Raw genomic sequence first — 25,163 nt, 5'->3', positions numbered from 1 at the left:
TTGATAGGTTAACCATGAACGACAAGGAAAAACGCCAATCCATCATCGATGCCTGCCTGCGCATGAATGCGCTCGGCATCAACCAGGGCACTTCGGGCAACATCAGCCTGCGGCATGAGGCCGGCCTGCTGATCACTCCGACCAGCGTCTCCTATGAGACGATGCGGCCCGAGCAGATCGTCTATATGGGTCTCGACGGCTCATTTGATCCGGCGCAGCGGCCATCGAGCGAATGGCGCTTCCACCTGGACATCCTGCGCGCTCGCCCGGACATAAACGCCGTGGTTCACGCCCACCCGACCTATTGCACGATCCTCGCCATCATGGGTCTGGAGATCCCGCCGATCCACTACATGGTCGCGTGCGCCGGCGGCGACACGATCCGCTGTGCGCCCTACGCCACATTCGGAACGCAGGAACTTTCGGCGCATGCGGTCAAGGCGCTCGATGGAAGGCTGGCCTGCCTCCTCGAACATCACGGCATGATCGCCGTCGGGCCATCGCTGGCAAAGGCCATGTGGCTGGCGGTCGAGGTCGAAACGCTGGCGCGGCAGTACCACGGCTGTCTGCAGATCGGGAAGCCGCGTCTGCTGCCGACCGAAGAGATCGAAAATGTGCGTGTCCGCATGGCCGGCTACGGCCACGCGGATAAATGAGAGCGGGAAGCCGACTGCTGCCGTGACGCGTTACTTGGCGATGAAGCCCGCTTCGTTCATTAGCGAAGCGTTGAGCTTGTCGTCTTCCTCCAGGAACTGCACCATGTCCTTGCCGGTGAGGAAGATCGGCTTCAGCGCCTGCTTTTCCATATAATCCTTATATTCCGGCGTTTGCGTTACTTTCTGAAACAGGTCGACATAGAATGCCTGCTGCTCGGCCGTAACCTTGCCCGGCAGGAACATCGCCCGCAGCATCAGGTATTGGACGTCGAGCCCCTCTTCCTTGCAGGTCGGGATGTCGTTCCAGGATTGCGTTTCGGTGACCTTGGTCTTGTAGGAGATGCGCTCCTTGTCGAACACGCAAAGCGCGCGCACCTGGCCGGCGCGCCAGACTTCCAGATTCTCAGATGGATTGTTGACGTTGGCTTCGGTGTGATTCCCGACCAATTGCGTCGCCGCCTCTCCGCCAGACTTGTAGGGCAGATAGGAGAATTTCGCGCCGGTCTTCTGCTCCATGAACACGGTGAGCACGTGATCCTCGCGCTTGGAGCCGGTGCCGCCCATCTTGAAGGGCGAGGATGCAGCCTTCGCTGCCGCAATGAACTCCTTCACTGTCTTGGGACCCGATGCGTTGTCCCACAAAACGAACTGATCCATTGCGACCACCGATACCGGAGTGAGGTCACGCCAGTTGAACGGAATTTTCGCCGACAGCGGCAGCATGTAAATCAGGGAATAGGCGATCAGCACCTTGTTTGGATCACCCTCGCTCGATTTCATATACATTAGCGCTTCGGCACCCGATGCGCCGCCCTTGAGCGAAACCACCATCGGCTGCTTCATCAGATTGTTCTTCTGGATCGCTGCCTGCATCATGCGCGCCATCTGGTCGGAGGCGCCGCCGGCTCCGGCAGCGACGACGATCTCGACGGGTTTGGTCGGCTCCCAAGCGGCAAGTGCCGGCGCGGTCATAAGAACGGCCGCCAGAGCGGTCGCGGCTCCTGCAAAATGTCTCACGTCTCTTCCCTATGTCTTTATTTAGATTGGCACATCAGGGGCGTGCCAGCATCGCCATTCTGCGGACTGGGAACGCGAAGTTCAAGCCGCGAACGACCACATTGCTACTGACTTTGGGATGAGATTGTAAGAGCGACGCAAAGAATTCGGCCCTCTCCGCGCGCCTGTCCACGCGACGTCGGCTCGCGGCAGCGTCCGCCCAGCGTCGATCTCACGGAAAGACGATGATACCTACTTGCCCTTCCAGTTCGGCGTGCGCTTGTTGAGGAAGGCGTCCATGCCCTCTCGAAAATCCTCACTCATATAGGCGCGCAGGATCAGATCCTCGCCCTCATCACGCGACAGCGTGCGGCGGATGCGACGCACCGCCTCCTTCGTCACTTCGAGCGTGATCGGCGCGTGGCTCGCAATGAGCTTTGCGGTCTCGTCGGCGCGGCGCTGCAAGGTCGCGACGTCGGGCACGACTTCATTGAGCAAGCCGAGCGCCAGCGCTTCCGGCGCCTCGACCAGGCGAGCCTTGAAAATCATATCCTTGGTGCGCGCCGGACCGACCAGCGCGACGATGCGCGAAATATTCGACATCGAGAGGCAATTACCGAGCGTACGTGCGATTGGAAATCCGATCCGCGTCGCTTCGGTACCGATCCGGATGTCGCAGCAGGCTGCGATCCCGGCGCCGCCGCCCGTGCAGGCTCCGGCAATCGCCGCAATGACAGGCACCCGGCACTGCTCGAGAGCGCCGAGCACACGGTCGATCCGCGCTTCATAGTCAAGTGCATCCTGCGCGGTCTTGAAGGCGCGGAATTGCGAGATGTCGGTACCGGAGGCAAAAGCCTTGTCACCGGCACCGGTCAGGATCAGCGCCTTGATCGAGCGGTCCTCGTTGATGCTCTCGCAGATCGAGGCCATCTGCTCGTACATCGCGAAGGTCAGCGCGTTACGCGCCTGCGGCCGGTTGAAAATGATCTTGGCGATCCCCTCCTCGACGGAATAGATCAGGTCTTCGCTGGGAGTGACTGGGGCGTTCATGGCGACCTCTTTCTCTCGTTGTCGGACCGGCTCAGGCGACCGCGGCCTTCGGCATCGGCAAGACGTCGCGCCCCTTGAGCACCTCCATCGCCGCCAACACTCCACCGCTCCGGTGCGGCACCTTGGCCAGGTCCAGCCCCATCTCGACGCCCGACAGCGTGCCCATCAGCATCAGGTCATTGAAGTGCCCGATATGGCCGATCCGGAAAACCTTGCCTTTGATCTTGTTCAGGCCGGTCCCGAGCGACATGTCGAAGTTTTCCAGCACCACCTTGCGGAAATTGTCGGCGTCATGGCCTTCCGGCATCACCACACCGGTCAGGGCCGGCGAATGCGCTTGGGGATCCTGGCACTGGGTCTCCAGCCCCCACACCTTCATCGCCGCGCGTGTTGCCGCACTGTGGCGCTTGTGGCGGCCGAAGACATTTTCGAGGCCCTCTTCTTCCAGCATCTTCACGGCCTCTCTCAGGCCCATTAGCAAATTAGTCGCCGGCGTATAGGGCCAAGTGCCCACCTTGTTGATGGCGATCACCTCCTGCCAGTCCCAGTAGGACCGCATCGCAGGGTTGGCCTTGGCCACCGCCAGCGCCTTCTCCGAAACGGCGTTGAAGCCAAGGCCCGGCGGCAGCATCAATCCCTTCTGAGAACCCGCGACCGAGACGTCAACGCCCCAGGCGTCATGTTCATATTCAAGCGAACCGAGGCCGGAGATGGTGTCGACCATCAAGAGCGCCGGATGGTTGATCCGATCCATAATCTTGCGAACCTCGAGGGGGTACGTCACGCACCCGGTGGAGGTCTCGTTGTGGACGATCATGACGGCCTTGATCTTGTGCTGGCGGTCGGCGGATAGCCGCGCGTCGATCTGCTCAAGATCGGCCCCGTGGCGCCAGTCACCGGGAACGAAGTCGATGTCGAGCTTGAACTTGTCGGCAATGCCGCGCCACAGCACGGCGAACTGGCCAGTCTCGCACATCAACACCTTGTCACCGGGGGCGAGCGTGTTGACGATCGCGGCCTCCCAGGCGCCCGTCCCCGAGGACGGATAGATGATCACCGGCTGCTTGGTCCGGAATACCCGTTGCATGGCCGCCAGCACCGCATGGCCGAGCTCCGCAAATTCGGGACCGCGGTGGTCCAGGGTCGGCATGTCCATGGCGCGCAGAACCCGATCCGGCACGTTAGTCGGTCCCGGAATCTGCAGAAAATGCCGTCCAGTATGCAGGGTCATGAGGCGTCCTTCCCGGTCTAGCTTGGCGTCGCGAGCCGCTCGAATATCACCATTTTGCGGGCTTGTCCCTCGCCCAACGGTGCCCATCAATGCATAAGAAGCAGGGCTTTGCCTTGCCAAGCCGGTCCTTGGAAGGCAAGAGAATGGTGCAAGGCACGAGAACCGACCGGCGGCGGCAATGAGAGCCGAACAGACCCAAAAAACGGCCGACAGCAGCGCGCTCGCTAAGAGCTTGGCCCGCGAGATCACAGGCGATGTGCTTTTCGACGCCTTCAGCCGCGGACGTTACGCGACCGATGCCTCGTTCTACCAGATCGTGCCCGAGGGCGTGGTGGTTCCCCGAACTATGGACGAGGCGCTGCGGGCGCTGACGATCGCGCGCGACGCCGGCCGGATCGTGACTCCCCGTGGAGGCGGCACCTCGCAATGCGGCCAAACCGTTAACCACGGCGTTGTGATCGATTTCTCGCGGCACCTGAATAAAATCCTATCGTTGGACGTGGAGAACCGGACCTGCGTGGTCGAGCCGGGCATCGTGCTCGACGATCTCAACCGCCAGCTCAGAAAGCATGGGCTGTGGTTTCCGGTCGACGTCTCCACCGCCTCACGCGCCACCATTGGTGGCATGGCCGGCAACAATTCCTGCGGCGGGCGCTCGCTGCGCTACGGCACCATGCGCGACAATACGCTGTCGATGGATGCCGCGCTTGCCGACGGCACGCTCCTGCATTTCAGCGAAGTGCCGCGCGATCTCGCGCAGGTGAATTCACCGGACAGCGGGCTGACACTCTTCCGGGACGTGCTCGATCTCGGCGAGCGTGAGGCAGCCGAAATCGCAGACAAATTCCCGAAAGTGCAGCGCCGGGTCGGCGGTTATAATCTCGATGCGCTAGTGCCGCGCAATGCGCCGAACAACTTGGCGCATTTGCTGGTGGGATCCGAGGGTACCCTCGCCTTCACCACCAAAGTCGAGCTCAAGCTGTGGCCGACGATCCGCAACAAGGTGCTAGGCGTCTGTCATTTCGGCAGCTTCTACGAGGCGATGGACGCAGCCCAGCATCTGGTCAAGCTGCGGCCGATCGCAGTCGAACTGGTCGACCGCACCATGATCGCGCTCGGCCGGGATATCGCGATGTTCAAACCGGTCATCGCCTCCGCCGTGCGCGGCGATCCCGATGCGATCCTGGTGGTGGAATTCGCTGAGGAGGATCAGGCTGAAAATCTCACGCGGCTGAAGCAACTGGGCGAGTTGATGGGAGATCTCGGCTTCGGCTGGGACAAGCCGCCGCGCAAATGGGGTGGCGTGGTCGAGATCGTCGAACCCGCCCTGCAAAGCGCTATCGCCGACTTCCGTGCCGCCGGGCTCAACGTCATGATGTCGATGAAGCAGGAAGGCAAGCCGGTCTCCTTCGTCGAGGATTGCGCGGTGCCGTTGCCGCATCTCGCTGAATACACCGACCGGCTCAACGACGTGTTCGCCAGGCACGGCACCAGCGGCACGATGTACGCTCACGCCTCCGAAGGCTGTCTGCATGTCCGCCCCGTGCTTAACCTCAAGCTCGAAAAGGACGTCAAGGCGATGCGCGCCATCGCCGAAGAGGCGTTTGCCCTGGTGCGCGAATACAAGGGCTCGCATTCCGGCGAGCATGGCGACGGCCTGGTGCGGTCGGAATTTCACGAGACGATGTTCGGCTCGCGCATTGTCGCCGACTTCAGGGAGATCAAACATCGGTTCGATCCGAACGGTGTGCTGAACCCCGGCAAGATCGTCGATCCACCAAGGATGGATGACCGTTCGTTGTTTCGCTACTCGCCGCAATACAAGGTCAACGAACTGAAGACCGTACTCGACTGGTCGGCATATCCCGGCGCCGGCGGCGGTTTCCAAGGTGCCGTCGAAATGTGCAACAATAACGGCGCTTGCCGGAAGCTTGAGGGCGGCGTGATGTGCCCGTCCTATCGCGCGACACGCAACGAGAAGGACGTTACGCGCGGACGCGCCAACACGTTGCGGCTGGCCATATCTGGGCAGTTGGGACCCGACGCGCTTTCGTCGGACGAGATGATGGAGACGCTAAAGCTCTGCGTCTCATGCAAGGCCTGTCGCCATGAGTGTCCGACTGGGGTCGACATGGCCAAGATGAAGATCGAGGTATTGGCTGCGCGAGCGGCGAAGCGCGGGCTCTCGCTCCGCGACCGGCTGGTTGGCTATTTGCCCCGTTATGCGGGTCTTGCGTCGCGCTTTGCGCCATTAGCCAATTGGCGCAACAGCAGTAGCTCGTTACGAGCGCTGTTCGAAAGGTTCGCGGGCATCAGTTCGAAGCGATCGCTGCCGGCATTCCGGCGCGATGTCTTCAAGACGGACGCGGAAGTCTTTGGTCCGGAACAGGGCCATGAGGTGGTTCTGTTCGCCGATACCTTCAACCGCACCTATGAGCGCGAGAACCTCGATGCCGCGCTGCGTGTACTCGTGGAGGGCGGCTACCGCGTTCATCTCCCGCAGCCCATCGATCGCGCCCGGCCGCTTTGCTGCGGACGCACATTCCTCTCGGCTGGCATGGTGGATCAGGCTCACACCGAATTGGACCGGTTGGTCGCCACCTACGCGCCTTTCGCAGCGCGCGGCGTGCCGATCGTCGGCCTAGAACCGAGCTGCCTTTTGACCCTGCGCGACGAACTGCTCTCATTGCGTTCCGACGAAATCGCAAGAAACATCAGCGCCCATGCGCTGCTCTTTGAGGAGTTCTTGGTGCGCGAAGCGGAGGCTGGCCGCTTGCGGCTGCCGCTTGGCGCCATCGCCAACAAGGCCCTGGTCCACGGCCATTGTCACCAGAAATCATTCGGCGCGTTCAAGCCTGTCGAAAAAGTGCTGCGCCTTGTCCCGGACCTGACTGTCGAAAGCATCGAGTCGAGCTGTTGTGGCATGGCCGGCGCGTTCGGCTACGGCGCTGACACCTACCAAGCCTCGATCGATATGGCTGAACTCTCTCTCCTTCCCGCAGTGCGCCGCGCCGACAACACGACGCTGATTGTTGCTGACGGCACCTCGTGCCGACACCAGATCAAGGATGGCACTGCACGTTCTCCGCTCCATGTCGCACGTGTGCTGGCCATGAGCCTGGATCGCGCGAAATCCGAAGGTCACTCCACTCCCGTAAAGGAACCCCTCCATGACTGAGCTTACGCTTGATGTTGCCCGAAAGATCCTTGACGCCGCGCTTGCTACGGCCGTCGAGAAAAAGCTCAAGCCCCTTGTCATCACCATCCTCGACGCGCGCGGCGCGGTCAAACTCACCGCCGCGCAGGATGGGACCAGCCTGATGCGCGCCGAGATCGCGCATGGGAAAGCCTATGGCGCGCTGGCGCTCGGCATGGGATCACGGGCATTGTTTCAGCGCGCGCAGGAGCAGGCCTATTTCATCGGCGCGGTGAATGCGCTGGCGCAGGGCCGCCTGGTACCGGTGCCCGGCGGCGTACTCGTTCTGGATGGCACCACGCTGCTTGGTGCCGTTGGCGTCAGCGGCGATACTTCGGATAACGATGAGATCTGCGCGATCGCGGGCATCGAAGCAGCCGGACTCAAGGCGAATCCGGGTTAGTCGCAGTAGGAGCGACGAGGCAGATTTCCTTATCCTGGACCGGCCCTATCGCCCGGGCCAGGATGGTTTGCGCTTCTCGCTGAACGCTTTGAGGCCTTCCTTGGCGTCCTCGGTCATCGCCAACAACGCGATCTGGCTCTCGGTATAGGCGATGCTCTCGTCGAACGACATCGAGGCTATCGCGCGCATGGCATATTTGCCGCGCCGGATTGCGGTCGGCGACTTGTCGACGATGCGGTTGATCAACCACTCGACCTTCGCGTCCAGCTCGGCCGCCGGCACCACATAATTCAGCAGCCCTGCGGCCTGCGCGGCCTTGGCGTCAAAGGGCTCGCCGGTCAGCGCCCATTCGTTGACCAGGCGAGGCGGCGCCATCGACTGCAAAAGGCTCATCACCTGCATCGGGAAGACGCCGACCTTGACCTCCGGAAGGCCGAAGATCACGTGATCGGCGGCCACGGCCATATCGGTCATACATAGCAGGCCCATGCCGCCGGCCATGCACACCCCGCCTACGCGCGCGATCGCGGGTTTGGTCGAGTTTTGCGAGAGTCGTAACAGATCAGCGTAATCGACATTCGGCTTGGAATAGTCCATCGCGAAGGCAGCGCCGCTGTTCTGCAGGTCGGCTCCGGCGCAAAAGGCCTTGTCGCCCGCCCCTGTCAGCACGATGACGCGGACCTCGCTGTCATCATGAGCGTCGCGATAACCTCTTGCGATGCCCGCGATCACGTCACCGTTGAGCGCATTGCGCTTGTCCGGCCGGTTGATCGTGATCCAGAACGCCTGGCCTCGCTTCTCCAGGATCACGCTGCTGCTCTCGGTCATCTTGCCCGCCTGTTCTTGCCGTTTCCGGCAACCATTTGCGGCAGGTGGCGGCCGACTGCAAGAGCGATTTAGGCTGAGACCCGAGCCTTACGGACCCAAACCTTGTTGTCGTGGAACGCGGCGCCGCCGACAGGGGCGACCGTCTCGGCGCCCGTCAGCGTATTGATGCCGCGGCCACCGATATGGGCCTTATTTGGGTGGATGGATTCGGCGATCAGCACGCCGCGACGCACGCCGTCGAACAGCTTTGCCGTTAGCGTCGTTTCGCCGCGCATGTTGCCGAGCGTCACCGCATCGCCGTCGGCAATCGAAAGGGCCGCGGCGTCGTCCGGATGGATCATCACCGTCGGCTTACCCTCGCGTGCCTGGGATCCCGGCGTCTCATTGAAGCTGGTGTTGAGATAGCTCCGTGACGGCGAGGTCGCCAGCCGGAACGGGTGCTGCTCGTCGGCCTCCTCAATGATGGTCCAATGGTCGGGTAGCGACGGCATCTGATCCCACGGCCCCAGACCGGCGATCCCGAAAGGCGGATGAGCCCAATCGGCCTTGAAGTGGAACTTCTTGTCCGCATGTGCAAAGCCGTCGAGGTAGTGCGAGCTACGGAAATCTGGCTGGATGTCACGCCACAAATCCGCCTCAAGCCTCTCGATATCGCCATGACCGCTCTTCTTCAGCGTCACGTCGATCAATTCACGCGGTGACATCTCAAAGCCGGGATGGACTGCATTGAGGCGGCGCCCGAGCGCCTGAATCACTTGATGGTTGCTGCGGCATTCGGCCGGAGGCTCGATCAGCTTGGGCCCAACTGAAATGTGCTGGTGACCGCCGCCGTAATAGAGATCGTCGTGCTCCATGAACATCGTCGCGGGCAGGACGATATCGGCCATGGCTGCGGTCTCGGTCATGAACTGCTCATGGACCGCCACGAACAGGTCCTCCCGAGCAAACCCTTCGCGCACCAAGGTCTGCTCTGGCGCCACCGTCACCGGATTGGTGTTCTGGATCAGCATCGCCTTGACCGGCGGTCCGCCCTTCAAGGCCTCGACGTCGCCGGTCAGGATACGTCCAATCCTCGATTGATCGAGCCAACGCGTGGTGCGGTCGATCGCATCATGTCCCTCGATGACGGATTCGTTGAATTTCCAGATCGCAGCATTGTTGAAAAATGCGCCGCCGCCTTCATATTGCCAGGCGCCAGTCACCGCCGGAATGCAGAGCGCCGCGTGCATTTGCGCCGCACCATTTCGGCTTCGTGTGAAGCCGTAGCCCAGGCGGAAGAACGAGCGTTTGGTTTGGCCGACCAGGCGGGCGAAAGCCTCGATCTCCTCCACCGGCACGCCTGATATCGAGGAAGCCCATTCGGGCGTCCTGGTGGCGAGATGTGCTTCCAGTTCATCCGGGCAATCCGTATAGCGATCCATGTAGGCGCGATCTGCGTAGCCTTCGCGAAACAGCACATGCATGACGCCGCAGGCGAAGGCAGCGTCGGTGCCGGGCCGCAGGATGATCTTCACGTCAGCCTGTTTCACCGTGTCATTGTTGTAGATATCGATCGCGGCAATCTTGGCGCCTCGCTCCTTCCGAGCGCGCATCGCGTGCGTCATGACGTTGACCTGGGTGTTCACCGGGTTGGTTCCCCAGATCACGACGAGGTCGGAGACGCCCATTTCACGCGGATCAACGCCGGCGATCTTGCCGGTGCCAACCGAAAATCCGACGCGCGCGATATTCGCGCAAATCGTGGAATAGAAGCGGGAGTATTTCTTGACATGCGCCAGGCGATTGATGCCGTCGCGCATCACGAGCCCCATGGTGCCGGCGTAGTAGTAGGGCCAGATCGACTCGGCCCCGAATTCGCGTTCGGCCGCATCGAAGCGCGCGACGATCTCGTCTAACGCCTCGTCCCAGGAAATCCGGTCAAACTGGCCGGAGCCCTTCGGCCCGGTTCGCCGCATCGGGTGGAGGAGCCGCTCGGGATGATGGATACGCTCGGCATAACGCGCAACCTTGGCGCAGACGACACCTGCTGTATAGGTCTGCAACTTTGAGCCGCGGACCCGTCCAATCGAGCGGCCCTCGATCACCTCGATGTCGAGCGCACAGGCCGACGGACAATCGTGCGGACAGGTTGAATGGCGAATGTCGATCTTGGCGCGCTCGTTCATGCCAAATAGGTAACATCAAATTCCAGCGCCGCCGAGGGGGATTGTCGGGAATTTGCGTGCGAAACAGGGCATAAGCCGGGTTCCGCCAAGCAGCGACATCAATCGCCGGGGAGCGTGCGGATTCGACTCGCCGGGAGAGCAAGTCGTGTCGGTCGGGGAGCGTCCGGTATGATGTCTGGGCCGACGAAGTCTGGGCCGACAGGCTCGGCCTGCGCCGTGTCCGAAAGCCAATTCATAGCCGACGGATGACTAACCACCATGCCGATCAGGGCGATGACGAAGAGCAACGGAAAAGCAATGAGCTTGATGCTCCAGCTTTGATAGATGTTCTGGTCGTCGTCAGGGGGCTGGTCGAATGAGTCGTGCATGGATCTCTCCACATTGCGGTCCCTGTCGTGGGGTTACCGCAACGCGCGCCACCACCCTGTGAGCAGCTTCACAGGCCCGACGAACTCACCGCGTTGTGAAAGATGTCACGGAGCGTGCTATTCGCTGCCGTTTTCCGATCCAGAATCGACCAGGGTCTGTAGTTCTTCCGGCTTCAGCACCACGATCGCACCATGCTCGAGCCTCACCCAGCCACGCGTGGCCCAAACCCGGAGCTGCTTATTGATGCTTTCACGGGTCATGCCGACCATCTCGCTGATCTCTTGCTGGGTGATGGCAATGACACGACCTTGCGGCTCAGGCTTGTGCTTTTCGGTAAGGCGAAGCAAAGCACTGGCGACCCGACCCGGAAGGTCTTGCAGGATGACCTGTTCGACTTGATCGCTGGTCCAGCGCAGCCGTATGCACAGGAGCTCGATGAACTTCATCGCAAGCGCCGGCTGGCTTCGGACGAAGGGAATGAATTCGCGCTTATCGATGATGAAAAGTTCGCAATTGCTGTTCGCGGTAGCGTCGGCTGTCCGCAACCCTGAATCAAGCACCGCGATCTCGCCGAAGATCTCTCCGGCCTCGATCAGGTTCAGGATCGCGTTGCGACCGTCGGGCGATGAGATGCTGATCTTGACGGTGCCCGATATGACAGCAAACAGGCTTGTGCCCGGATCTCCCTTCGAGAAGATCGCAGCTCCGCGCTTCAGCGTCGTGTGCTTGGCGTAACGGCAAAGCTGCTCGAACGCCTCGGGTTCGAGATCGACAAAGTATGGATGCTTGCGGAGAACCGACAATTTGCTGGTCGAAAATCCGCGAGTCTCGCCCGTTTTATCCTGGGGCACGCTCGTTACAACTCCGAAAGCAAAGACTGCCTGGGATGTAGTTCTTCCGTAGTCAACCAAAACCGGCTTTTCAACTGGAAAGCGGCCTCATACGTTGATGTGAGTGTAACGCTCCGATCCTGACGTGGGAAGCCAGCCGTCCGGAGCCCTCTCCTGTCTCGCCCAAGTAGCTCTCGCCTGCATCTGCCACCTGGACGGCACGTGCGACACATCCGACAACTCTACGACAAACTTAAGTAATTTCAGCTTCACGTTCCAAAGTGACTGCGCCAATTTGCTGGAGCGCTGCCGCGCCCCCCGGCCTCGTCACCCGCGACAATCCGGGTCTATTTGCCGCCCTCGTCCGCGAGAAGGCGACCGAACGACCCGCGCGCAAACAGCAGGGGCTCCTGCCGGTTGTAGGAATAGGCCTCAACCGCACCCAAGAATATGACGTGATCGCCGCCATAGTAGCGATTGACGGCACGACATTGAAAGTTGGCGACGCAGTCGGCGATGACGGGCGCGCTCCCCAGTCCAGGCGTCCAGCTCACCCCGGCGAATTTATCGTTTGAGGATTTTGCAAATTGCGACGCTAATGCCTGCTGGGACGCGCCGAGCACATTGACCGTGAAGTGGCTCGCATTCTGGAAGATGGGCAGGCCCTGCGAGAACAGGCCAAGGCTCCACAACACCAACGGCGGATTCAGCGATACCGACGCAAAGGAGTTGCAGGTGACGCCATATGGCCTGCCGTCCGCGGCCATCGCCGTCACGATCGTGACACCGGTCGCGAATGTGCCCAGCGCATTCCGAAAATCCCGTGGATCGATCGGCGAGTTTCCGCTGGCAAATTCGTTGGCCGGGTCGGCCGGATGCTTGGGTACATCAGACATCCGGTGAACCTCAGAGCGTCAGATTTTCGGACGGCAAGCCCAGCGCCACGCGTCCATAGTTGGTCCCCGCCGCATCGAAATTGAAGGCAAGGTGTGAATTGACCGCATGGGCGTCGCGGAACTGCCGCTGCAACGTACCTGACGTGAAAAGGCTGCGCGCCCCGCTTGCGGCGAACAACAGCGATACCGCCTCGCTGCAGAGATTGACTGAGAAAGCGCCGTCGCGCCGCAGCCTGGTCTTGGCGGCGATATCGGGGATATGGCCGCTCCGTGAGTTCGCCATCGCGCCGATGCAGTTCGCTCGCATGATCAGGCGCGCCGCATCGATCTTGGCGGAAGCTTCCGCGATCTTGATCTGTGTGCTCTGCATGTCGCCAAGCTTGGCGCGATTGGAGGTCGAAACGCGATGGCGGGCGATCCCGACATAGTCGTCGAGACATGCCTGTGCATTGCCGAGGGCAACGCCTGACAAGACATATGGAAACAGCGCAAAGACCGGCAGCGCGTAGAGCGGGTTCGGATTGACCGAACTGCCAGGCGTCGGCCCACCCGCGAGATCGCTCACCGCGATCGACATCGAATTTGCGACAAAGGCTCCCTCGACCTCGACCTCATTCGAGCCGGTCCCGCGCAGGCCGGTCGCGTTCCAGATATCCTTGATCCTGTAGTCCCGCCGATTGAGCAGGAATATCCGATATTCGACTCCATCGGCCTCGTCATCGGAGGAGACCACGCTGCCAAGCATATTCCATTCGCAGGATTCGACGCCCGACGAGAATGGCCAGCATCCGGTCAACACGTAGCCGCCATCGACCTTCCGCGCCCGGCCGGCAGGGAATATGAAGGAGGACGCAATCAGAGTATTCGGTTCCTTGCTCCAGACCACATCCTGAGCCTGTGGATCGAACATCCCAAGCATCCAGTGGTGGCTCGCAAGATTGGCGAAATTCCACGCAACGGAAGCATCGCCCTGCCCCAGCGCATCGGCACAATCGATCAGCGCGACATAGTCGAGCTCCGCGCCGCCGACGCGCCTCGGCTGCAGAATCCGGAACAGGCCGGCGTTATGCAGATCGTAATCGGTCTCCGCCGGCAGGCGCCGTAATTCCTCGGTCCGTGCCGCCCGCTCGCGAAGTGCCGGAATGAGTGCCCTGGCACGCGCGACCATGGCCACATAATCTTCTGCTTGCCGCTCGATAGGCGAGCTTCCACCGGGGCTGTGGCCGTCCGTTGCCATTGGCGTTTTCCCGCTCGGCCTTTCTGATCCCAAAGTGGCCAAGACCGCTCGCAGTTTATCGCTTGAACACCACGGATCAAGACTCCTCGCAGCATCCCGACGTGAACGAGTTGCCGCCTGGAAGCAAAAATAAGCCCGGCGGCCAGGACGGCCACCGGGCTTGTTCGGAACTTCTCACGGACCTGCGTGCCTCGTCTAACCTCCTGCGGGCTCCCATTCGCGAGCTCGCTTCGAGCCTCACTCCACGGTTTTCCGCCAGTACAGCGTGTGCGGCCACGCCCAGGGAGCCTGCGGCTGATACAGCCGATACCCCGCACGGATGAAGTTGTTGGCAGAGGGGATATTGTCTGTGGTATCCGAAACGATCGAATGCCATCCGTTGCGGCGTGCACGAGCCTCGAGGGCGCGCATGAGGCGCAGTTGAAGAGACCGGCCCAAATGCTCTCTTAGTACGCCAACCCGGCAAAAGTAGCCGGCGTTGTCGACATGCGTCGAAGCAACAAGTCCGGCAAACGCCACCGGCTCAGCTCCGTCGAACGCAAACCACCAATGTCCATGATCGAACTGAGGAACGCGCGCCCGGTCGAAGAACGTCTGCTGATGCAGTTCGGCAAGTGTGTCCGCGACGTCTTCATCCTGGCCGTCGACCTCGCGAATTCGATACATCGGTGAGTTCCCTCCAGTCCCTCGGCATTCACTTGGCGAGAGTCGCCTTAATGCCCAGCCAGATTGCCCCAAGCAACCCGGTGGCGATGACCGTGATTACTGCCTTGAAAGTGTAACTCTGAGCTTGCTCTACGCTCCGCCGCCAACGTCGCAAGTGCTGGAAATCGGCCCGCAATTCAGCTCCGACCCACTGCGTCACCCAGATCGTGAAGGCATCGGCGGTCGCACCGGAGCCGCCGATATCGATGAAGGCGCGCAAGGGCAGCAGCGGATCGGCGGAAACCTTTCCGATGCGTCCCTCTTTCCGCGCCTGCGTCAGCATCTCGGCGAAATAGGCGCCTTCGAACGCTCGCACGTAGTCCCCCTCCCAGATGTGATCATAGCGATCGGGATAGAGCGACAGGTCGGTCCGCCGCTCTTCCTCGAGCACGGCCGGAAACCAGGGATTGTCGCGCCAGTTCGCGTGCACGACGATCGCACCCGGCGGTTTTCGCGCGCGCAGGAAATCATCGATCGCGTCCGACTTGCGCCGCGGATTCCAGCTCGCCCACAATTCGGAGCCTTCGGCGCGAATGGTCGGACGCAACAGCGCGAGGCTGCGCGCGGTCAGTGACTGCGCCTCGTCGACCCAGGCGATGCGAAAACCTTCCAGTGACTTGATCGAGTCCGCCGTATGGTCCTGAAGGCCTCGGAAGATTATGATACCGTCACCCGGCGTCTCAATCTTGTCGGCAAACAGCTTGAAGCCGCTGCCGATGCCGAGCGAAGCGATCTTGCTTTCGATCAGCCGTTTTGAGGACTGTGCCAATGTCCGTTGCGCCTCGCGGATGCAGACCGCGAGCGTGCCACGCTCGGCCTGGCAGGTTTCGACCAGAAGCTCTCCAAAGAAATGCGATTTTCCCGAGCCGCGCCCGCCGAATGCTCCCTTGTATCGGCCGGGTTGCAGCAGCGGTTCAAATGCTTTCGCGGTCGGAATTTTCAGGATGGACAATGACGCGCTCTATTCGGTGGACGAGTTCTAGCTGGCCATCGCCGTTCTCGATCGCCTGCGGGGCCTTGCCCCAGCCACGGTCGAGAACGGCATTGGCGGCGGACACGCGCGCAGCCGGCGTTGCATCTTTGCTGCGCATGATCCCCACCAGGACGTTCAACGCTGTTCTGGTGTGACTGCGGGCGAGCGAACGAATTTCGGTAAGAGTTTTTGCCACTTAAGTCTCATGCAGATCAGGAAGGTCGTATGGCTTCGCTTGCGCGCGACGGCGTATTGAATTTGCGGCAGATCGCTCCGGAGACAGCGATCATTTCGGCGCGAACCTTATCCCCTGGATCGTCGGGGGCCGCTTGCGGCCATGGCACATCTGCGCCAGGCCGCGAGGCCGGCGCGTTCGCGCGCGCCGGCTGATTGACGGTGAAAGTGGTTCGGACGACGGCGCGCTTGCGACGCGCGGCGTCGGGGCATGGAGATGTGGCGTCGTGACGCGCCGCCGTCGTCCGATTCGAAAAACGGAAAAGAAAAAGCCCGCCGCGGATTTCTCCGCGCGGGCTTCACAATGTTTGCGATGATGTCCTTATGCCCCTGATTTGCCCGACGTGTCAACGTCCGAGTTGACTTGGCGCAGAGCCAGCGATCCGGCGGCGCATCATCGGTGGTCGCACGCTGGGACAGCAAAATGCCCGCAGCGGTGACTTCCGCTGCGGGCATTGACGAATTCCGCGACGATGTCCTTATGCTCCTGATTTGCCCGACGCGTCAAACGCTTTCTCAGAAACGACTTCGACGTTCGGGACCAGTTCGTCAGCGTGCGCTGAACCGCACAGATCCCGTGTGAGCGAAGCAAACGAAAACCAGCCTCGAGTGTCATTCCGGCGCCGTGGAGTTAGCCGGATGCGCGGGCTTCGGTCCGGGCGGAGCAGGTTCGATCGGCGATTTCGGCTCCGTCGGCATGACCGCGGCGCCTGCCGCTCGCGCGGCTTCCCCGGTCGTGGAGTAATTGGCCGTCGCGGCCGGCTGTACCTTCGGCTTGCTCCATGGACCATGATCGACGACCAATATGCCGAGCACGCCGGCCGCTGCCACCGCCAGTGCGACCAACAGTGGCGCCCCGCCGTGCCGGTTCGAACGTCTTTCGTTCAAAGGACTCTTCTCCATCGAATGCGTGTGGCCTGACGAACAAATCCTCGGGAGCTCGGAGGTTCCGCGCCCGCCAGACCGAACGGACTGTCCGCACGCGGAACAAATTGGCCGTTGACGCATTTGATAGGTTGCCGCTGAGGATGACCTTCAGCGCGGCGTGCGCTGCCAGACCAGATTTCATGAGGTTCTAGCCGTGAACTTCGAAACACCCGAATCCCCGCTGCAGCCCAGCCTTGGCGAACGCGCGATCGACACCGCAACCGATGTATCGCGTACGATCACGGACGTTTCCGATGGTCTTCGGGCTGCGATCGACCGGCTCAGCGACGCGATCAAGACCTCGCGTCAACCCGGCGGCACGCTTTCCACGATCAGCGCGATCACCCGCGAAGCGCCGCTAACGAGCCTGTTCGTCGCATTCCTGTTCGGCGTCGCGGTAGCGCGGCGGCGTTGAGCGCAGCAGCCAGGCACGGCTGTCGACACCTCCCTCGATAAACATTTTCTGGCGGCATCGAACCTGCCCGGATTCCAATGGTGGCGAGAGTGTGGCACAGTGATTCGGTGGGTTGTTCGCCCACAAGTCAGTGGCGTTGCGTCTCTTTGGGGGAGAGGGGATCCAATGCTGCGCACATTCCGGCCGACGCCGACCTGCACGCGATTCAAGACCGGCATCGAAATGCCATGCATGAAGTGCGGCGCACAGATGCGCCTCGCCTCGATCGAGCCGCGAGATCAGGTTTACGACGTGCTGACCTATCGCTGCACGCCGTGCGACTCCGGCGAGAGCTTCCTGCAGGCCCGCTAAAGCTTGCATCAGCCGCTCAGCACCGCCATGCCGGCCTGAGTCAGAACGGGACTCTCGTCCTGCAACTCGACCAGACCGAGCTCGCTCAGGACGCGGAGGTCCTCGTCGCTGACAGGGGATATCTTCAGGCGGCGAGCCTGGATGTCCCGCAACGCCCAGCGGAGCGCAATGGCTCGTTCGAGAGAAAAATCTGCGAACGGGTTATCCGCCATTCGCGTCGACCATTCCGGCATTCTCGTTTCCCGCTTCTCGGATGCGGCGGCGATGGTTGCGATAACGCGACAGGCGCCTTCGCGTTCCTCGCCCGCTTCCGGAAGTAGGAAATCGCTGCCGCTGGAGCGTTTTCGAGCGAAGTGGACACCGGTTCGCGCGAAGAAAACGCGTCAAAACAAGAATCTAGAGCTTCGGTTCTGATTCCATCAGAACCGAAAATGCTCTAATAGCGATACGGCTCGATGTCTAACAGCGGAAACGCGCTGAACACGCCCGGCGGGTTGGTCGCCGTCGCCGGATGCAGGTAGGACTTGTCGAGTTCGGCGAAGCTGGTCACGCCGAGCAGACCGAGGCAGCGGATCACCTCGTCTTCCAGCAATTCCAGCATGCGGGCGACGCCCCTCTCGCCATCGGCGGCCAGCGCCCAGCATTGCAGGCGACCGATGCCGACGAGATCGGCGCCCGAGGCGATCGCCTTCACGATGTCGGTGCCGCGGCAGAACGAGCCGTCCACCATGATCTTGGCGCGGCCCCTCACCGCCTCGACGATTTCCGGCAGGACGTGCATCGCACCGCGGCCGTGATCGAGCTGACGGCCTCCATGGTTGGACACGTAGATCCAGTCGACGCCGTGATCGAGCGCGATGACCGCGTCCTCCGCGGTCGCGATCCCCTTGATGACCAGCGGTATCTTGAACTTGTCCTTGATCAACTTCACCGTCCGCCATTCCAGCCCTTTCTGGAAGTCGCCACCGGTGGCGCGAATACGGCTTTCCCGCACGTACCGCTTGGCAATGTCGCGCTCGCGACGACTGTAATGGGCGGTGTCGACGGTCAGGCAGAATGCGGAATAGCCGTTGGCAACACTGCGGCTGACGACGTCCTCGACAAAGGCATCATCCCCGCGGACATAGAGCTGGAAAATGCGCAGCGCATCGGGTGCGGCCTTCGCGGTATTCTCAAGCCCCGGCTCGGACACCGAGCTCAGCATGTGCGCCGCGCCGAATGCGCCCGCGCCGCGGGCGACCGCCGCTCCCGCCGCAGGATCGAAGATCTCCAGCGCGCCGACCGGTGCAAGCATGACCGGCAGTCGCAACTTGCGCCCGAACACCTCCGTCGAAGCATCGACGTGAACGACGTTGCGCAGCACACGCGGCCGGAACGCGATCTCATCCAGCGCCACCCGGTTGCGCCGCAGCGTGGTCTCGGTCTCGGAAGCGCCGACGATGTAATCCCAGGCGTTCTGGTTCAGCCTGGCGCGAGCCTTACGGACAAATTCGTGCAGGTTCTGGTATTCTTCGCCGCTGGCCCCGAGTTCGACATTGCGTGTCGGCCGGATGGAGGTCCCGTCATTCATGGTGGTTTCTCTCCCGTTTTGACCGGCACATTAGCCGCAGATAAGCGGCAAAAGCTACCGCCTTGAAGGGCTAAATCCCGGATGCAAATGAAGGGCAGCTATTCGCTTGCGATCACCCGTCTGCCGACAGCGGAGAACTCCAGCGCTCAACCGCCCGAAAAGCGGTTTCTGTATTCGGTCGGCGATACGCCGAGGTGCCTGAGGAAGGCGCGCCGCATCCGCTCGTCGTCACCAAAGCCGGCACGTTTGGCGACCTCGACGACGCCGCGTATTTGCCGGCTCTCCAGCAGCAGCCGAGCGGTTTCGACGCGGAGGGCCTCGACGCCGTTTGCCGGCGTCATGCCGGTGCGGCTGGCATAGGTGCGGGCGAAGGTGCGCGGTGTCATGCCGGCTTTCGCGGCCAATGTTTCCACCTGGAGATCGCTGGCGATGTTTTCGATGATCCAGGCATGGAGCGCGCTGAAGCGACCTTCGACATCGGAAGCCTGTGCTGCGAGAACGGTCGAGAACTGGCTCTGACCGCCCGGCCGTTTCAGGAACACCACCAGCCGCCGGGCAACATCGAGCGCAATCGTATGGCCGAAATCCTCTTCGATCATGGCGAGCGCCAGGTCGATGCCGGCGCTGACGCCGGCCGATGACCAGACATGCCCATCCTTGACGAAGATCGCATTGGGCTCGACGCGGACATTTGGAAAGCTGTCCTGCAGCCGCGGGCAATAGCGCCAGTGCGTCGCAGCGCGCTTGCCGTCCAGCACACCGGTCCAGGCGAGCGCGAAAGCCCCGAGGCAGACCGAGGCGATCCGGCGTACCTGCGGCAGCGCCTGCGAAATCCATTTCATCAAGCGCGCGTCATTGCGGATCTCCCAGATGCCGGGGCCACCCGGGATCACCAACGTGTCGATCTGGTGCGGTCGCACGCTGCTGATCGGAGCCGTGCCGATCATCATCCCCACATCCGTCGAAACCAGTCCGCCCGAGGTGGACAGATAGGAAAGCGAATATCCGGGGCCCGGCAACTCGATTGCCTCCAATTCGGCGAACACCTGCGCCGGCCCGGAGATGTCGAGCAGTGTCACGCCGGGGAAAGCGACAATCGCAATCCGCCGCATCGCGGCCTGCGGGCGCGGAGGGAGCCGTCGGGATTTGGCAGATTTCGAGGGCATATTGTCCTTTAAGCCATTCGAGCCTCGCCTGTATAGCTCTCTATGGACAGTGGAGTTCTGCCATGGTGCGAAAGCTCGGCAGCCAATACCAGGCCATCAACTCGCCCTGGACCGGTTATGCAGTCTACAGTTTTCCGGATGCATCCTGCATCGGAGCTTCCGACCGCCAGCCGCTGATGGACGCCATGAATGGCATCATCGCCGTAAACTGGAAGGCGACGGAGCCGCACTGGACCGCAAGCTCTCCCCCATTCGACCGCAAGTATAGCCTCATCCTTGTGTTTGACAGCTTGGGACTGGCGGCCTTTTCCGTCTATCGCGTGCTGCAGATGTCATGCGGACCTGCGGTCTATCGCAGCGGCACCGAGGTGCTTCCGGCTCACCAGGGACACGGTCTGTACGGCTTCTTCACTCAGGAAGTGCTGAAGCGTGCAAGCTCCGCAGCAAAGGGAATTGGCGGCCTGTTCTACGGATGGCGGACACGCAATCCAATCGTCTGGGCGGCCAATGCCAAGATCTGCGAGAAAGTGACGCCCTCGCTGCTCGACGACATCAGGGATTCCGCCCTGCAGGCAGCCTGCGTCGAGATGTGCACAACCCTCTATCCCGGCAAACCGCTCGAGGTGCCTGAAATGATCATGCGCGGCGCCTATGGCCACATTAAGCACCATCGGCAAGCTTACCGCGGCACCGCATCACTGGTCGATGCGGCGATGTCCCGCATGATTCCGGATTCGGCGGATGCACTATTCTCGGTTGGATTTGCGAGGGTGTGATGTCGATGCTGGGTCAGCAAACCGCATACGCCTCGACGGCCTCGCGGCTCGGTGACCGAGCCTATTGGGCCTGGGCGACGGTCGCTGTCGCCTACGCCATCGCCTTCCTGCAGCGCGTCTCGCCGCAATCGGTCAATCTGAGCCTGATGCACGACTTCGGTACCGACGCCGCGGGCGTCGCGATGCTCGCCTCCGGCTACTTCTGGGGCTACACGCTGATGCAGATTCCGGCCGGCCTTCTGGTCGACCGTTACGGCGTCAAGCGCGTGGTGCTAGCCAGCATGGCCGCTTCGTCGCTGGGCAGCGCAGCCTTTGCGCTGGCGCCGAACCTGCTTGATGTCTTCGCAGCGCGCCTGATCGTCGCCTGCGGCGATGCGCTGGTGTTCACAGCGCTCTTGAAGCTGGTCGCGCAGAACTTCTCCGATGAGCGGTTCGGCATCATGTCGGGCATCTCACAGGTGTCGGGATATGTCGGAGGCGTGATCGCGACGACGCCGCTTGCGGCCGCCGTAACGGGCTTCGGGTGGCGCGCCTGCTTTCTGTTCATAGCCGCTGTCGGCCTCGCCAATCTCGTCGCCGCCAAGTTCGCATTAAAACCAAATCCGATGTCATCCGGCAACAAGACGCTGAAGAGCGTCATCGGCGCCGCACGGCAATCGTTGTCGCATGTCGCCAATTGGGGATGCGCCATGACCTTTGCGTCCCACTTCGCAGTGGTGACGACGCTGTCGGGAGTATGGGGCATTCCGATGGTGGCGCACTTCTTCAACATCTCGCCGATCGCCGCCGGAACGCCGCTGCTTGCCTTCATGATCGGCAACGCCATCGGCTCCATCTTCCTCGGTCACGCAGCCGACCGCGTGGCGGCACTCGACGCAGCACTGATCCGCATTTGCGTGCTCCGCATGATCCTCGTCGCGATGCTGCTGCCGCCGATCGCCAAGGCATTCGGCCTTGTTTATGTCACCGTGGTGTTCACCACGCTCGGCCTGGTCGCCGGCGGAACGGTCCCCCTTGTGCTCAAATGCACCAAGCGGCTCTACACGGCCGACCTCATCGGCGTCGGCGCATCCGTGAACACGACCGCGGCCGGGATCTTTACCGGCATCGCGCAACCGATCATCGGGTTCGCCATGCTTGTCGCGAGCCAGTTCGCCGTAGCCGATACCGCACATGGCGCAGGTGCGATCGGAGATGCCGGCTACGGTACCTTGATCGCAATTCTGCTGCTTATGTCGCTGCCCGGGATTGCCGGACCGCTTTTGATGAGAGGCAAACTGATAGTTCAGTAGTGGCGTTAACCTTGTAGGGGGCGTTATGGAGCGTTTGTTCTTGAGAAGAGAAGAAGTCGCGTCGAAATTTGCGGTGAGCAGTTGGCAAAGCGTGATGTTCGCCGAGTTCGAAGCGCAGATGAGCAGCGAAGCGAGACCGTTCCCCTGCGTGTTCGGCGTAGCCGGTTATCGCCAGGACCAGCTCCGCTACCTGTTCCTCGATCCGTACGACGTCGAAGTGCTCGGAGAACAGCTAGCGCACTATGTCTCGCAAGCCCGCTCGTTCGGCCCCAATACTTCACTGATCATGTTTACGCGGCCGCGCCCGGTACAAACGCTTGACGCCTATTATCGCAAGATGTGGTCGACGCTCGACCAGCTTGCGCGGCTGGACAAGTCTGCTTGGCCAAGCGACATTCCTGAACAGTTGGACGATCCCATGTGGGAATTCTCCTTCGCCGGCGAACCGATCTTCGTGGTGTGCACGACGCCGGCGCATGTGATGCGCCAGAGCCGTCGCTCCAGCGCGTTCATGCTGACCTTCCAGCCGCGGTGGGTGTTCGAAAAGATCCTCGGAACGGAAAAGGCGGCCAATGCGGCATTCGCGGAAGTGCGCAAACGGCTCATTCCTTACGACAGCACCGGTCCCTCGCCGCTGCTCGGACGCTACGGCGCGACCAACGGGCGCGAGTACCAGCAATATTTCCTGCAGGACGACAACCATTCCGTAGGGGGCTGCCCCTTCGCCAAGCTCGCGCAGAGCAAGTCGGGTCACACCAGCAACACGGAGCAAGCGGCATGACCAGGATTGTGACAGCTCAGAAGACCGAATTCGCGATCGATCCGGCGATCCTCAACCTGCTTCCGGAACAAGGCTCGATCGAACTGCAGCATGACGTTGCGGGCAAGGTCCATAGCTTCCACACCCATCCGGTCGACGAGATCCTGATGATCATCAGCGGCAGGCTGAATTTCACCTGGGATGGCGGTCAGCGCATCGTCAGCGCCGGCGATACCATCTTCCTCCCGGCCGGCACGGTCCACCAATCGGAAGCGCTGGAAGGCGGTGCGGTCTATGCAATCGCGACCCAGCCACCCGCCAATATGGCGCGCAACTGATCGTTTCGCTCGATGGAGCTCCGAGCTATCTACTGCAGCTCCACAACACACAACTTGGATTGTTAATCCGCTTATTAGGAGAGGAAGAATTTATGGCATATCCAGGCAAACGCGACGGCTTGGCCAAGAAGGTTGAAACCGCAGCCCAAGAGGCCGAACGCCTCGGTCTGACCACAGCCACCTTGATACTCCGGATGGCGCGTCTCGAGATCGACCGGGCCGAGCACAAGGAAGCGGACGAGAGGCCAAACATCAAACTCCGCAGCAAGCCGAACTGAAGCTGTAGCTTGGCTGGCTCGAAAAGCGAGATCGGCCCAAGGCTACAGCGTTTTCGAGCGAAGTGGATGCCGGTTCGCGTGAAGAAAACGCGTCAAAACAAGAATCTAGAGCTCCGGTTCTGATTCAATCAGAACCGAATATACTCTAGAGATCGCCGGCGGAGCGTGCCCAGGCCGATCCGCCAGACGATGGTCCGCTTAGTCCGTCTTCCCGAACGCTCCAGCTTTCTTCAGCGCCGCGATACGGCCGTCGTCATAGCCGAGCGTGGCGCGCAGCACGTCCCTGGTGTGCTGGCCAAGCAGCGGCGCGGCAACCGGATCGACGGTCGGCGTAACGCTCATCCCGATCGGCGTCTCGATATTGGGAACGAAGCCCGCGGTCGGGTGCGGAATCCTGCTGAGGCGATCACGGTCGCGCACTTCCGGCGCATTGAACCCCTGCTCGACCGTGCGCAGATAGCCGACCGGAATATTGGCCTTCTTCATCTTCGCCATCCAGTTTTCGAGCCGGTCGGTAGCAAAGATGCCGGCAATGATCGCGCGCAGCTTCTCTCTGTTTGCGGTCCGGTTCTTGCGGTGCGCGAAATCGGGATGGGTGATGAGATCCGGCCGGTCGAACACTTCGGTGACGAGGCGGCGGTACAGCCGGTCGTTGGCGCAGGCCATGTAGAGCGGACCGTCGGCGGCCTGGTAGAGACCGACCGTTGGCGAACCGTTTGGCGAATTGCCGAAGCGACCGGGATTCTGGCCGCTGATCAGATAGGCCATGCCGTAAAATCCGGTCATCGCTACCGCCATATCGATCAGCGCGACCTCGACATGCTGGCCGCGCCCGAGCCGGTCGCGCGCCAGCAAGGCAAGCAGGATCGCGTTGCAGGCCGACATGCCGGTCGCCATGTCGACGATCGGCGGACCGGTCCGCACCGGCTCACTATCGGGAAAACCGTTCAGCGACATGAAGCCGCTTTCGGCCTGCGTGATCGGATCGAACCCCGGTCGCAGGGCAAACTCGCCCTTGCGGCCATAGGCCGAGATCGAGCAATAGATCAGTCGCGGATTGCTCGGCGCCACCGAAGCATAGTCGAGGCCGAACTTCTTCATCACGCCGCCGGAGAAATTCTCCACCACGACATCAGCCTTGGCGATGAGTTCGCGCACCACCTCGAGCGCGGCGGGATTGGTGAAGTCGAGCGCAATACCCCGCTTGTTACGGTTGAGGCTGAGATAGGCCGCGCTCTCGCCGCCGATTTCCGCATGCTCATAGGCGCGCGTGTCGTCGCCGCCATCTGGATTTTCGATCTTGATGACCTCCGCGCCGAAGTCGGCAAGCGTCTGCGTACAGGCGGGACCGGCAACCACGCGGGTGAAATCGATAACCAGCAGACCATCGAGGGCGGTCGGTTCGCCCTTTGCGCGCGGCGCGCGCTCGGGCAATTGTGGTCCAGCGGTCATGGTTGGGTGTTTCCTCTTATTGTCAGTTCACGGGCAAACACCCGTGGTCGCCAAGAGCGACGCCACGAC

At 61.7% G+C, this 25,163-nt stretch carries 26 protein-coding genes and 1 pseudogene; 10 read left to right on the top strand and 17 right to left on the bottom strand.

The window, feature by feature from the left end; translation table 11 throughout:
- Positions 1 to 14: 14 nt before the first annotated feature.
- Positions 15 to 656, top strand: a complete 642-nt coding sequence (locus ACZIRK_RS28595) for a class II aldolase/adducin family protein (protein ID WP_130223592.1) — start codon at positions 15 to 17, stop codon at positions 654 to 656.
- A 30-nt stretch (positions 657 to 686) separates the two neighbouring features.
- Here ACZIRK_RS28595 and ACZIRK_RS28590 read toward each other — a convergent pair whose 3' ends face one another.
- The 3 genes from ACZIRK_RS28590 to ACZIRK_RS28580 all read right to left on the bottom strand — a co-directional run bounded on the left by ACZIRK_RS28590 (position 687) and on the right by ACZIRK_RS28580 (position 3,933).
- Positions 687 to 1,628, bottom strand: a complete 942-nt coding sequence (locus tag ACZIRK_RS28590) for a Bug family tripartite tricarboxylate transporter substrate binding protein (RefSeq protein WP_051396823.1) — start codon at positions 1,626 to 1,628, stop codon at positions 687 to 689.
- Between the two features lie 276 nt (positions 1,629 to 1,904).
- On the bottom strand, positions 1,905 to 2,702 hold the full coding sequence (locus ACZIRK_RS28585; protein ID WP_130223594.1) for an enoyl-CoA hydratase/isomerase family protein: 798 nt from the start codon (positions 2,700 to 2,702) through the stop codon (positions 1,905 to 1,907).
- Positions 2,703 to 2,733: 31 nt separating this feature from the next.
- The gene (locus tag ACZIRK_RS28580) at positions 2,734 to 3,933 is read right to left on the bottom strand and encodes a pyridoxal-phosphate-dependent aminotransferase family protein (protein WP_474418627.1); all 1,200 of its coding nucleotides are present in this window, start codon (positions 3,931 to 3,933) and stop codon (positions 2,734 to 2,736) included.
- Positions 3,934 to 4,111: 178 nt separating this feature from the next.
- Here ACZIRK_RS28580 and ACZIRK_RS28575 point away from each other — a divergent pair, with 178 nt between their 5' ends.
- Both ACZIRK_RS28575 and ACZIRK_RS28570 read left to right on the top strand, forming a co-directional pair.
- Positions 4,112 to 7,111, top strand: a complete 3,000-nt coding sequence (locus ACZIRK_RS28575) for an FAD-binding and (Fe-S)-binding domain-containing protein (RefSeq protein WP_474418626.1) — start codon at positions 4,112 to 4,114, stop codon at positions 7,109 to 7,111.
- Complete coding sequence (locus tag ACZIRK_RS28570; RefSeq protein ID WP_474418625.1) at positions 7,104 to 7,532, top strand: GlcG/HbpS family heme-binding protein; 429 nt, start codon at positions 7,104 to 7,106, stop codon at positions 7,530 to 7,532. Before ACZIRK_RS28575 ends, ACZIRK_RS28570 begins: the two co-directional genes overlap by 8 nt.
- 45 nt (positions 7,533 to 7,577) lie before the next feature.
- Here the strand turns inward: ACZIRK_RS28570 and ACZIRK_RS28565 are convergent, their stop codons facing one another.
- The 10 genes and pseudogenes from ACZIRK_RS28565 to ACZIRK_RS28520 all read right to left on the bottom strand — a co-directional run bounded on the left by ACZIRK_RS28565 (position 7,578) and on the right by ACZIRK_RS28520 (position 16,657).
- Positions 7,578 to 8,360 (bottom strand): enoyl-CoA hydratase/isomerase family protein, encoded by a 783-nt coding sequence (locus ACZIRK_RS28565; protein WP_474418624.1) that lies wholly within the window; start codon positions 8,358 to 8,360, stop codon positions 7,578 to 7,580.
- 68 nt (positions 8,361 to 8,428) lie between these two features.
- Positions 8,429 to 10,525 (bottom strand): molybdopterin oxidoreductase family protein, encoded by a 2,097-nt coding sequence (locus ACZIRK_RS28560; RefSeq protein WP_474418623.1) that lies wholly within the window; start codon positions 10,523 to 10,525, stop codon positions 8,429 to 8,431.
- A gap of 98 nt (positions 10,526 to 10,623) precedes the next feature.
- Positions 10,624 to 10,893 (bottom strand): hypothetical protein, encoded by a 270-nt coding sequence (locus ACZIRK_RS28555; protein ID WP_474418622.1) that lies wholly within the window; start codon positions 10,891 to 10,893, stop codon positions 10,624 to 10,626.
- A gap of 117 nt (positions 10,894 to 11,010) precedes the next feature.
- Positions 11,011 to 11,745, bottom strand: a complete 735-nt coding sequence (locus ACZIRK_RS28550) for a Crp/Fnr family transcriptional regulator (RefSeq protein WP_027582438.1) — start codon at positions 11,743 to 11,745, stop codon at positions 11,011 to 11,013.
- 326 nt (positions 11,746 to 12,071) lie between these two features.
- Positions 12,072 to 12,620, bottom strand: a complete 549-nt coding sequence (locus tag ACZIRK_RS28545) for a flavin reductase family protein (protein ID WP_474418621.1) — start codon at positions 12,618 to 12,620, stop codon at positions 12,072 to 12,074.
- Between the two features lie 10 nt (positions 12,621 to 12,630).
- Positions 12,631 to 13,857, bottom strand: a complete 1,227-nt coding sequence (locus ACZIRK_RS28540; RefSeq protein ID WP_474418620.1) for an acyl-CoA dehydrogenase family protein — start codon at positions 13,855 to 13,857, stop codon at positions 12,631 to 12,633.
- Between the two features lie 237 nt (positions 13,858 to 14,094).
- The gene (locus ACZIRK_RS28535) at positions 14,095 to 14,523 is read right to left on the bottom strand and encodes a GNAT family N-acetyltransferase (RefSeq protein WP_474418619.1); all 429 of its coding nucleotides are present in this window, start codon (positions 14,521 to 14,523) and stop codon (positions 14,095 to 14,097) included.
- A gap of 430 nt (positions 14,524 to 14,953) precedes the next feature.
- Positions 14,954 to 15,514: pseudogene (locus ACZIRK_RS28530) on the bottom strand (phage terminase large subunit); the annotation flags it as partial.
- The gene (locus tag ACZIRK_RS28525; protein WP_474418618.1) at positions 15,477 to 15,731 is read right to left on the bottom strand and encodes a hypothetical protein; all 255 of its coding nucleotides are present in this window, start codon (positions 15,729 to 15,731) and stop codon (positions 15,477 to 15,479) included. The gene ACZIRK_RS28525 and the pseudogene ACZIRK_RS28530, both read right to left, overlap by 38 nt.
- Before the next feature lie 650 nt (positions 15,732 to 16,381).
- Positions 16,382 to 16,657: a hypothetical protein gene (locus tag ACZIRK_RS28520; RefSeq protein WP_474418617.1), complete on the bottom strand. Its 276-nt coding sequence runs from the start codon at positions 16,655 to 16,657 to the stop codon at positions 16,382 to 16,384.
- 193 nt (positions 16,658 to 16,850) lie between these two features.
- Between ACZIRK_RS28520 and ACZIRK_RS28515 the strand changes: the two genes are divergently transcribed.
- Complete coding sequence (locus ACZIRK_RS28515; protein WP_130223614.1) at positions 16,851 to 17,111, top strand: hypothetical protein; 261 nt, start codon at positions 16,851 to 16,853, stop codon at positions 17,109 to 17,111.
- A gap of 165 nt (positions 17,112 to 17,276) precedes the next feature.
- Positions 17,277 to 17,462 (top strand): hypothetical protein, encoded by a 186-nt coding sequence (locus ACZIRK_RS28510; RefSeq protein ID WP_028164894.1) that lies wholly within the window; start codon positions 17,277 to 17,279, stop codon positions 17,460 to 17,462.
- A gap of 8 nt (positions 17,463 to 17,470) precedes the next feature.
- Here the strand turns inward: ACZIRK_RS28510 and ACZIRK_RS28505 are convergent, their stop codons facing one another.
- The 3 genes from ACZIRK_RS28505 to ACZIRK_RS28495 all read right to left on the bottom strand — a co-directional run bounded on the left by ACZIRK_RS28505 (position 17,471) and on the right by ACZIRK_RS28495 (position 20,144).
- Entirely contained in the window at positions 17,471 to 17,695 is a 225-nt protein-coding gene (locus ACZIRK_RS28505; RefSeq protein ID WP_245474541.1) for a hypothetical protein, read from the bottom strand.
- Positions 17,696 to 17,898: 203 nt separating this feature from the next.
- Positions 17,899 to 19,032, bottom strand: a complete 1,134-nt coding sequence (locus tag ACZIRK_RS28500; protein ID WP_474418616.1) for an alpha-hydroxy acid oxidase — start codon at positions 19,030 to 19,032, stop codon at positions 17,899 to 17,901.
- Between the two features lie 146 nt (positions 19,033 to 19,178).
- The gene (locus tag ACZIRK_RS28495) at positions 19,179 to 20,144 is read right to left on the bottom strand and encodes a GlxA family transcriptional regulator (protein WP_474418615.1); all 966 of its coding nucleotides are present in this window, start codon (positions 20,142 to 20,144) and stop codon (positions 19,179 to 19,181) included.
- A 116-nt stretch (positions 20,145 to 20,260) separates the two neighbouring features.
- On the opposite strand from ACZIRK_RS28495, the gene ACZIRK_RS28490 reads away from it, so the two are divergent.
- The 5 genes from ACZIRK_RS28490 (at position 20,261) to ACZIRK_RS28470 (ending at position 23,642) form a co-directional block, all read left to right on the top strand.
- Positions 20,261 to 20,974, top strand: a complete 714-nt coding sequence (locus ACZIRK_RS28490; RefSeq protein ID WP_474418614.1) for a hypothetical protein — start codon at positions 20,261 to 20,263, stop codon at positions 20,972 to 20,974.
- Complete coding sequence (locus ACZIRK_RS28485) at positions 20,974 to 22,266, top strand: MFS transporter (RefSeq protein WP_474418613.1); 1,293 nt, start codon at positions 20,974 to 20,976, stop codon at positions 22,264 to 22,266. Before ACZIRK_RS28490 ends, ACZIRK_RS28485 begins: the two co-directional genes overlap by 1 nt.
- A 73-nt stretch (positions 22,267 to 22,339) precedes the next feature.
- Positions 22,340 to 23,047 (top strand): YqcI/YcgG family protein, encoded by a 708-nt coding sequence (locus tag ACZIRK_RS28480; RefSeq protein WP_474418612.1) that lies wholly within the window; start codon positions 22,340 to 22,342, stop codon positions 23,045 to 23,047.
- On the top strand, positions 23,044 to 23,364 hold the full coding sequence (locus ACZIRK_RS28475) for a cupin domain-containing protein (protein WP_456643150.1): 321 nt from the start codon (positions 23,044 to 23,046) through the stop codon (positions 23,362 to 23,364). The genes ACZIRK_RS28480 and ACZIRK_RS28475 overlap by 4 nt, the downstream gene beginning before the upstream one ends.
- 119 nt (positions 23,365 to 23,483) lie before the next feature.
- Positions 23,484 to 23,642: a hypothetical protein gene (locus ACZIRK_RS28470; RefSeq protein WP_474418611.1), complete on the top strand. Its 159-nt coding sequence runs from the start codon at positions 23,484 to 23,486 to the stop codon at positions 23,640 to 23,642.
- Between the two features lie 198 nt (positions 23,643 to 23,840).
- Here ACZIRK_RS28470 and ACZIRK_RS28465 read toward each other — a convergent pair whose 3' ends face one another.
- Entirely contained in the window at positions 23,841 to 25,094 is a 1,254-nt protein-coding gene (locus ACZIRK_RS28465) for a CaiB/BaiF CoA transferase family protein (RefSeq protein ID WP_474418610.1), read from the bottom strand.
- Between the last annotated feature and the right edge of the window lie 69 nt (positions 25,095 to 25,163).

It is taken from the genome of Bradyrhizobium sp. Leo114, assembly GCF_055229415.2.
The sequence above is the reverse complement of the archived record's forward strand: the minus strand, read 5'-3'. Positions and strand labels throughout refer to the sequence as shown.

Bases quoted from the DNA above. Each gene is read 5' to 3' on its own strand.
- ACZIRK_RS28595 (WP_130223592.1), top strand. From the start codon at position 15: ATGAACGACAAGGAAAAACGCCAATCCATCATCGATGCCTGCCTGCGC.
- ACZIRK_RS28590 (WP_051396823.1), bottom strand. From the start codon at position 1,628: ATGACCGCGCCGGCACTTGCCGCTTGGGAGCCGACCAAACCCGTCGAG.
- ACZIRK_RS28585 (WP_130223594.1), bottom strand. From the start codon at position 2,702: ATGAACGCCCCAGTCACTCCCAGCGAAGACCTGATCTATTCCGTCGAG.
- ACZIRK_RS28580 (WP_474418627.1), bottom strand. From the start codon at position 3,933: ATGACCCTGCATACTGGACGGCATTTTCTGCAGATTCCGGGACCGACT.
- ACZIRK_RS28575 (WP_474418626.1), top strand. From the start codon at position 4,112: ATGAGAGCCGAACAGACCCAAAAAACGGCCGACAGCAGCGCGCTCGCT.
- ACZIRK_RS28570 (WP_474418625.1), top strand. From the start codon at position 7,104: ATGACTGAGCTTACGCTTGATGTTGCCCGAAAGATCCTTGACGCCGCG.
- ACZIRK_RS28565 (WP_474418624.1), bottom strand. From the start codon at position 8,360: ATGACCGAGAGCAGCAGCGTGATCCTGGAGAAGCGAGGCCAGGCGTTC.
- ACZIRK_RS28560 (WP_474418623.1), bottom strand. From the start codon at position 10,525: ATGAACGAGCGCGCCAAGATCGACATTCGCCATTCAACCTGTCCGCAC.
- ACZIRK_RS28555 (WP_474418622.1), bottom strand. From the start codon at position 10,893: ATGCACGACTCATTCGACCAGCCCCCTGACGACGACCAGAACATCTAT.
- ACZIRK_RS28545 (WP_474418621.1), bottom strand. From the start codon at position 12,620: ATGTCTGATGTACCCAAGCATCCGGCCGACCCGGCCAACGAATTTGCC.
- ACZIRK_RS28540 (WP_474418620.1), bottom strand. From the start codon at position 13,857: ATGGCAACGGACGGCCACAGCCCCGGTGGAAGCTCGCCTATCGAGCGG.
- ACZIRK_RS28535 (WP_474418619.1), bottom strand. From the start codon at position 14,523: ATGTATCGAATTCGCGAGGTCGACGGCCAGGATGAAGACGTCGCGGAC.
- ACZIRK_RS28510 (WP_028164894.1), top strand. From the start codon at position 17,277: ATGCTGCGCACATTCCGGCCGACGCCGACCTGCACGCGATTCAAGACC.
- ACZIRK_RS28505 (WP_245474541.1), bottom strand. From the start codon at position 17,695: ATGCCGGAATGGTCGACGCGAATGGCGGATAACCCGTTCGCAGATTTT.
- ACZIRK_RS28500 (WP_474418616.1), bottom strand. From the start codon at position 19,032: ATGAATGACGGGACCTCCATCCGGCCGACACGCAATGTCGAACTCGGG.
- ACZIRK_RS28495 (WP_474418615.1), bottom strand. From the start codon at position 20,144: ATGCGGCGGATTGCGATTGTCGCTTTCCCCGGCGTGACACTGCTCGAC.
- ACZIRK_RS28490 (WP_474418614.1), top strand. From the start codon at position 20,261: ATGGTGCGAAAGCTCGGCAGCCAATACCAGGCCATCAACTCGCCCTGG.
- ACZIRK_RS28485 (WP_474418613.1), top strand. From the start codon at position 20,974: ATGTCGATGCTGGGTCAGCAAACCGCATACGCCTCGACGGCCTCGCGG.
- ACZIRK_RS28475 (WP_456643150.1), top strand. From the start codon at position 23,044: ATGACCAGGATTGTGACAGCTCAGAAGACCGAATTCGCGATCGATCCG.
- ACZIRK_RS28465 (WP_474418610.1), bottom strand. From the start codon at position 25,094: ATGACCGCTGGACCACAATTGCCCGAGCGCGCGCCGCGCGCAAAGGGC.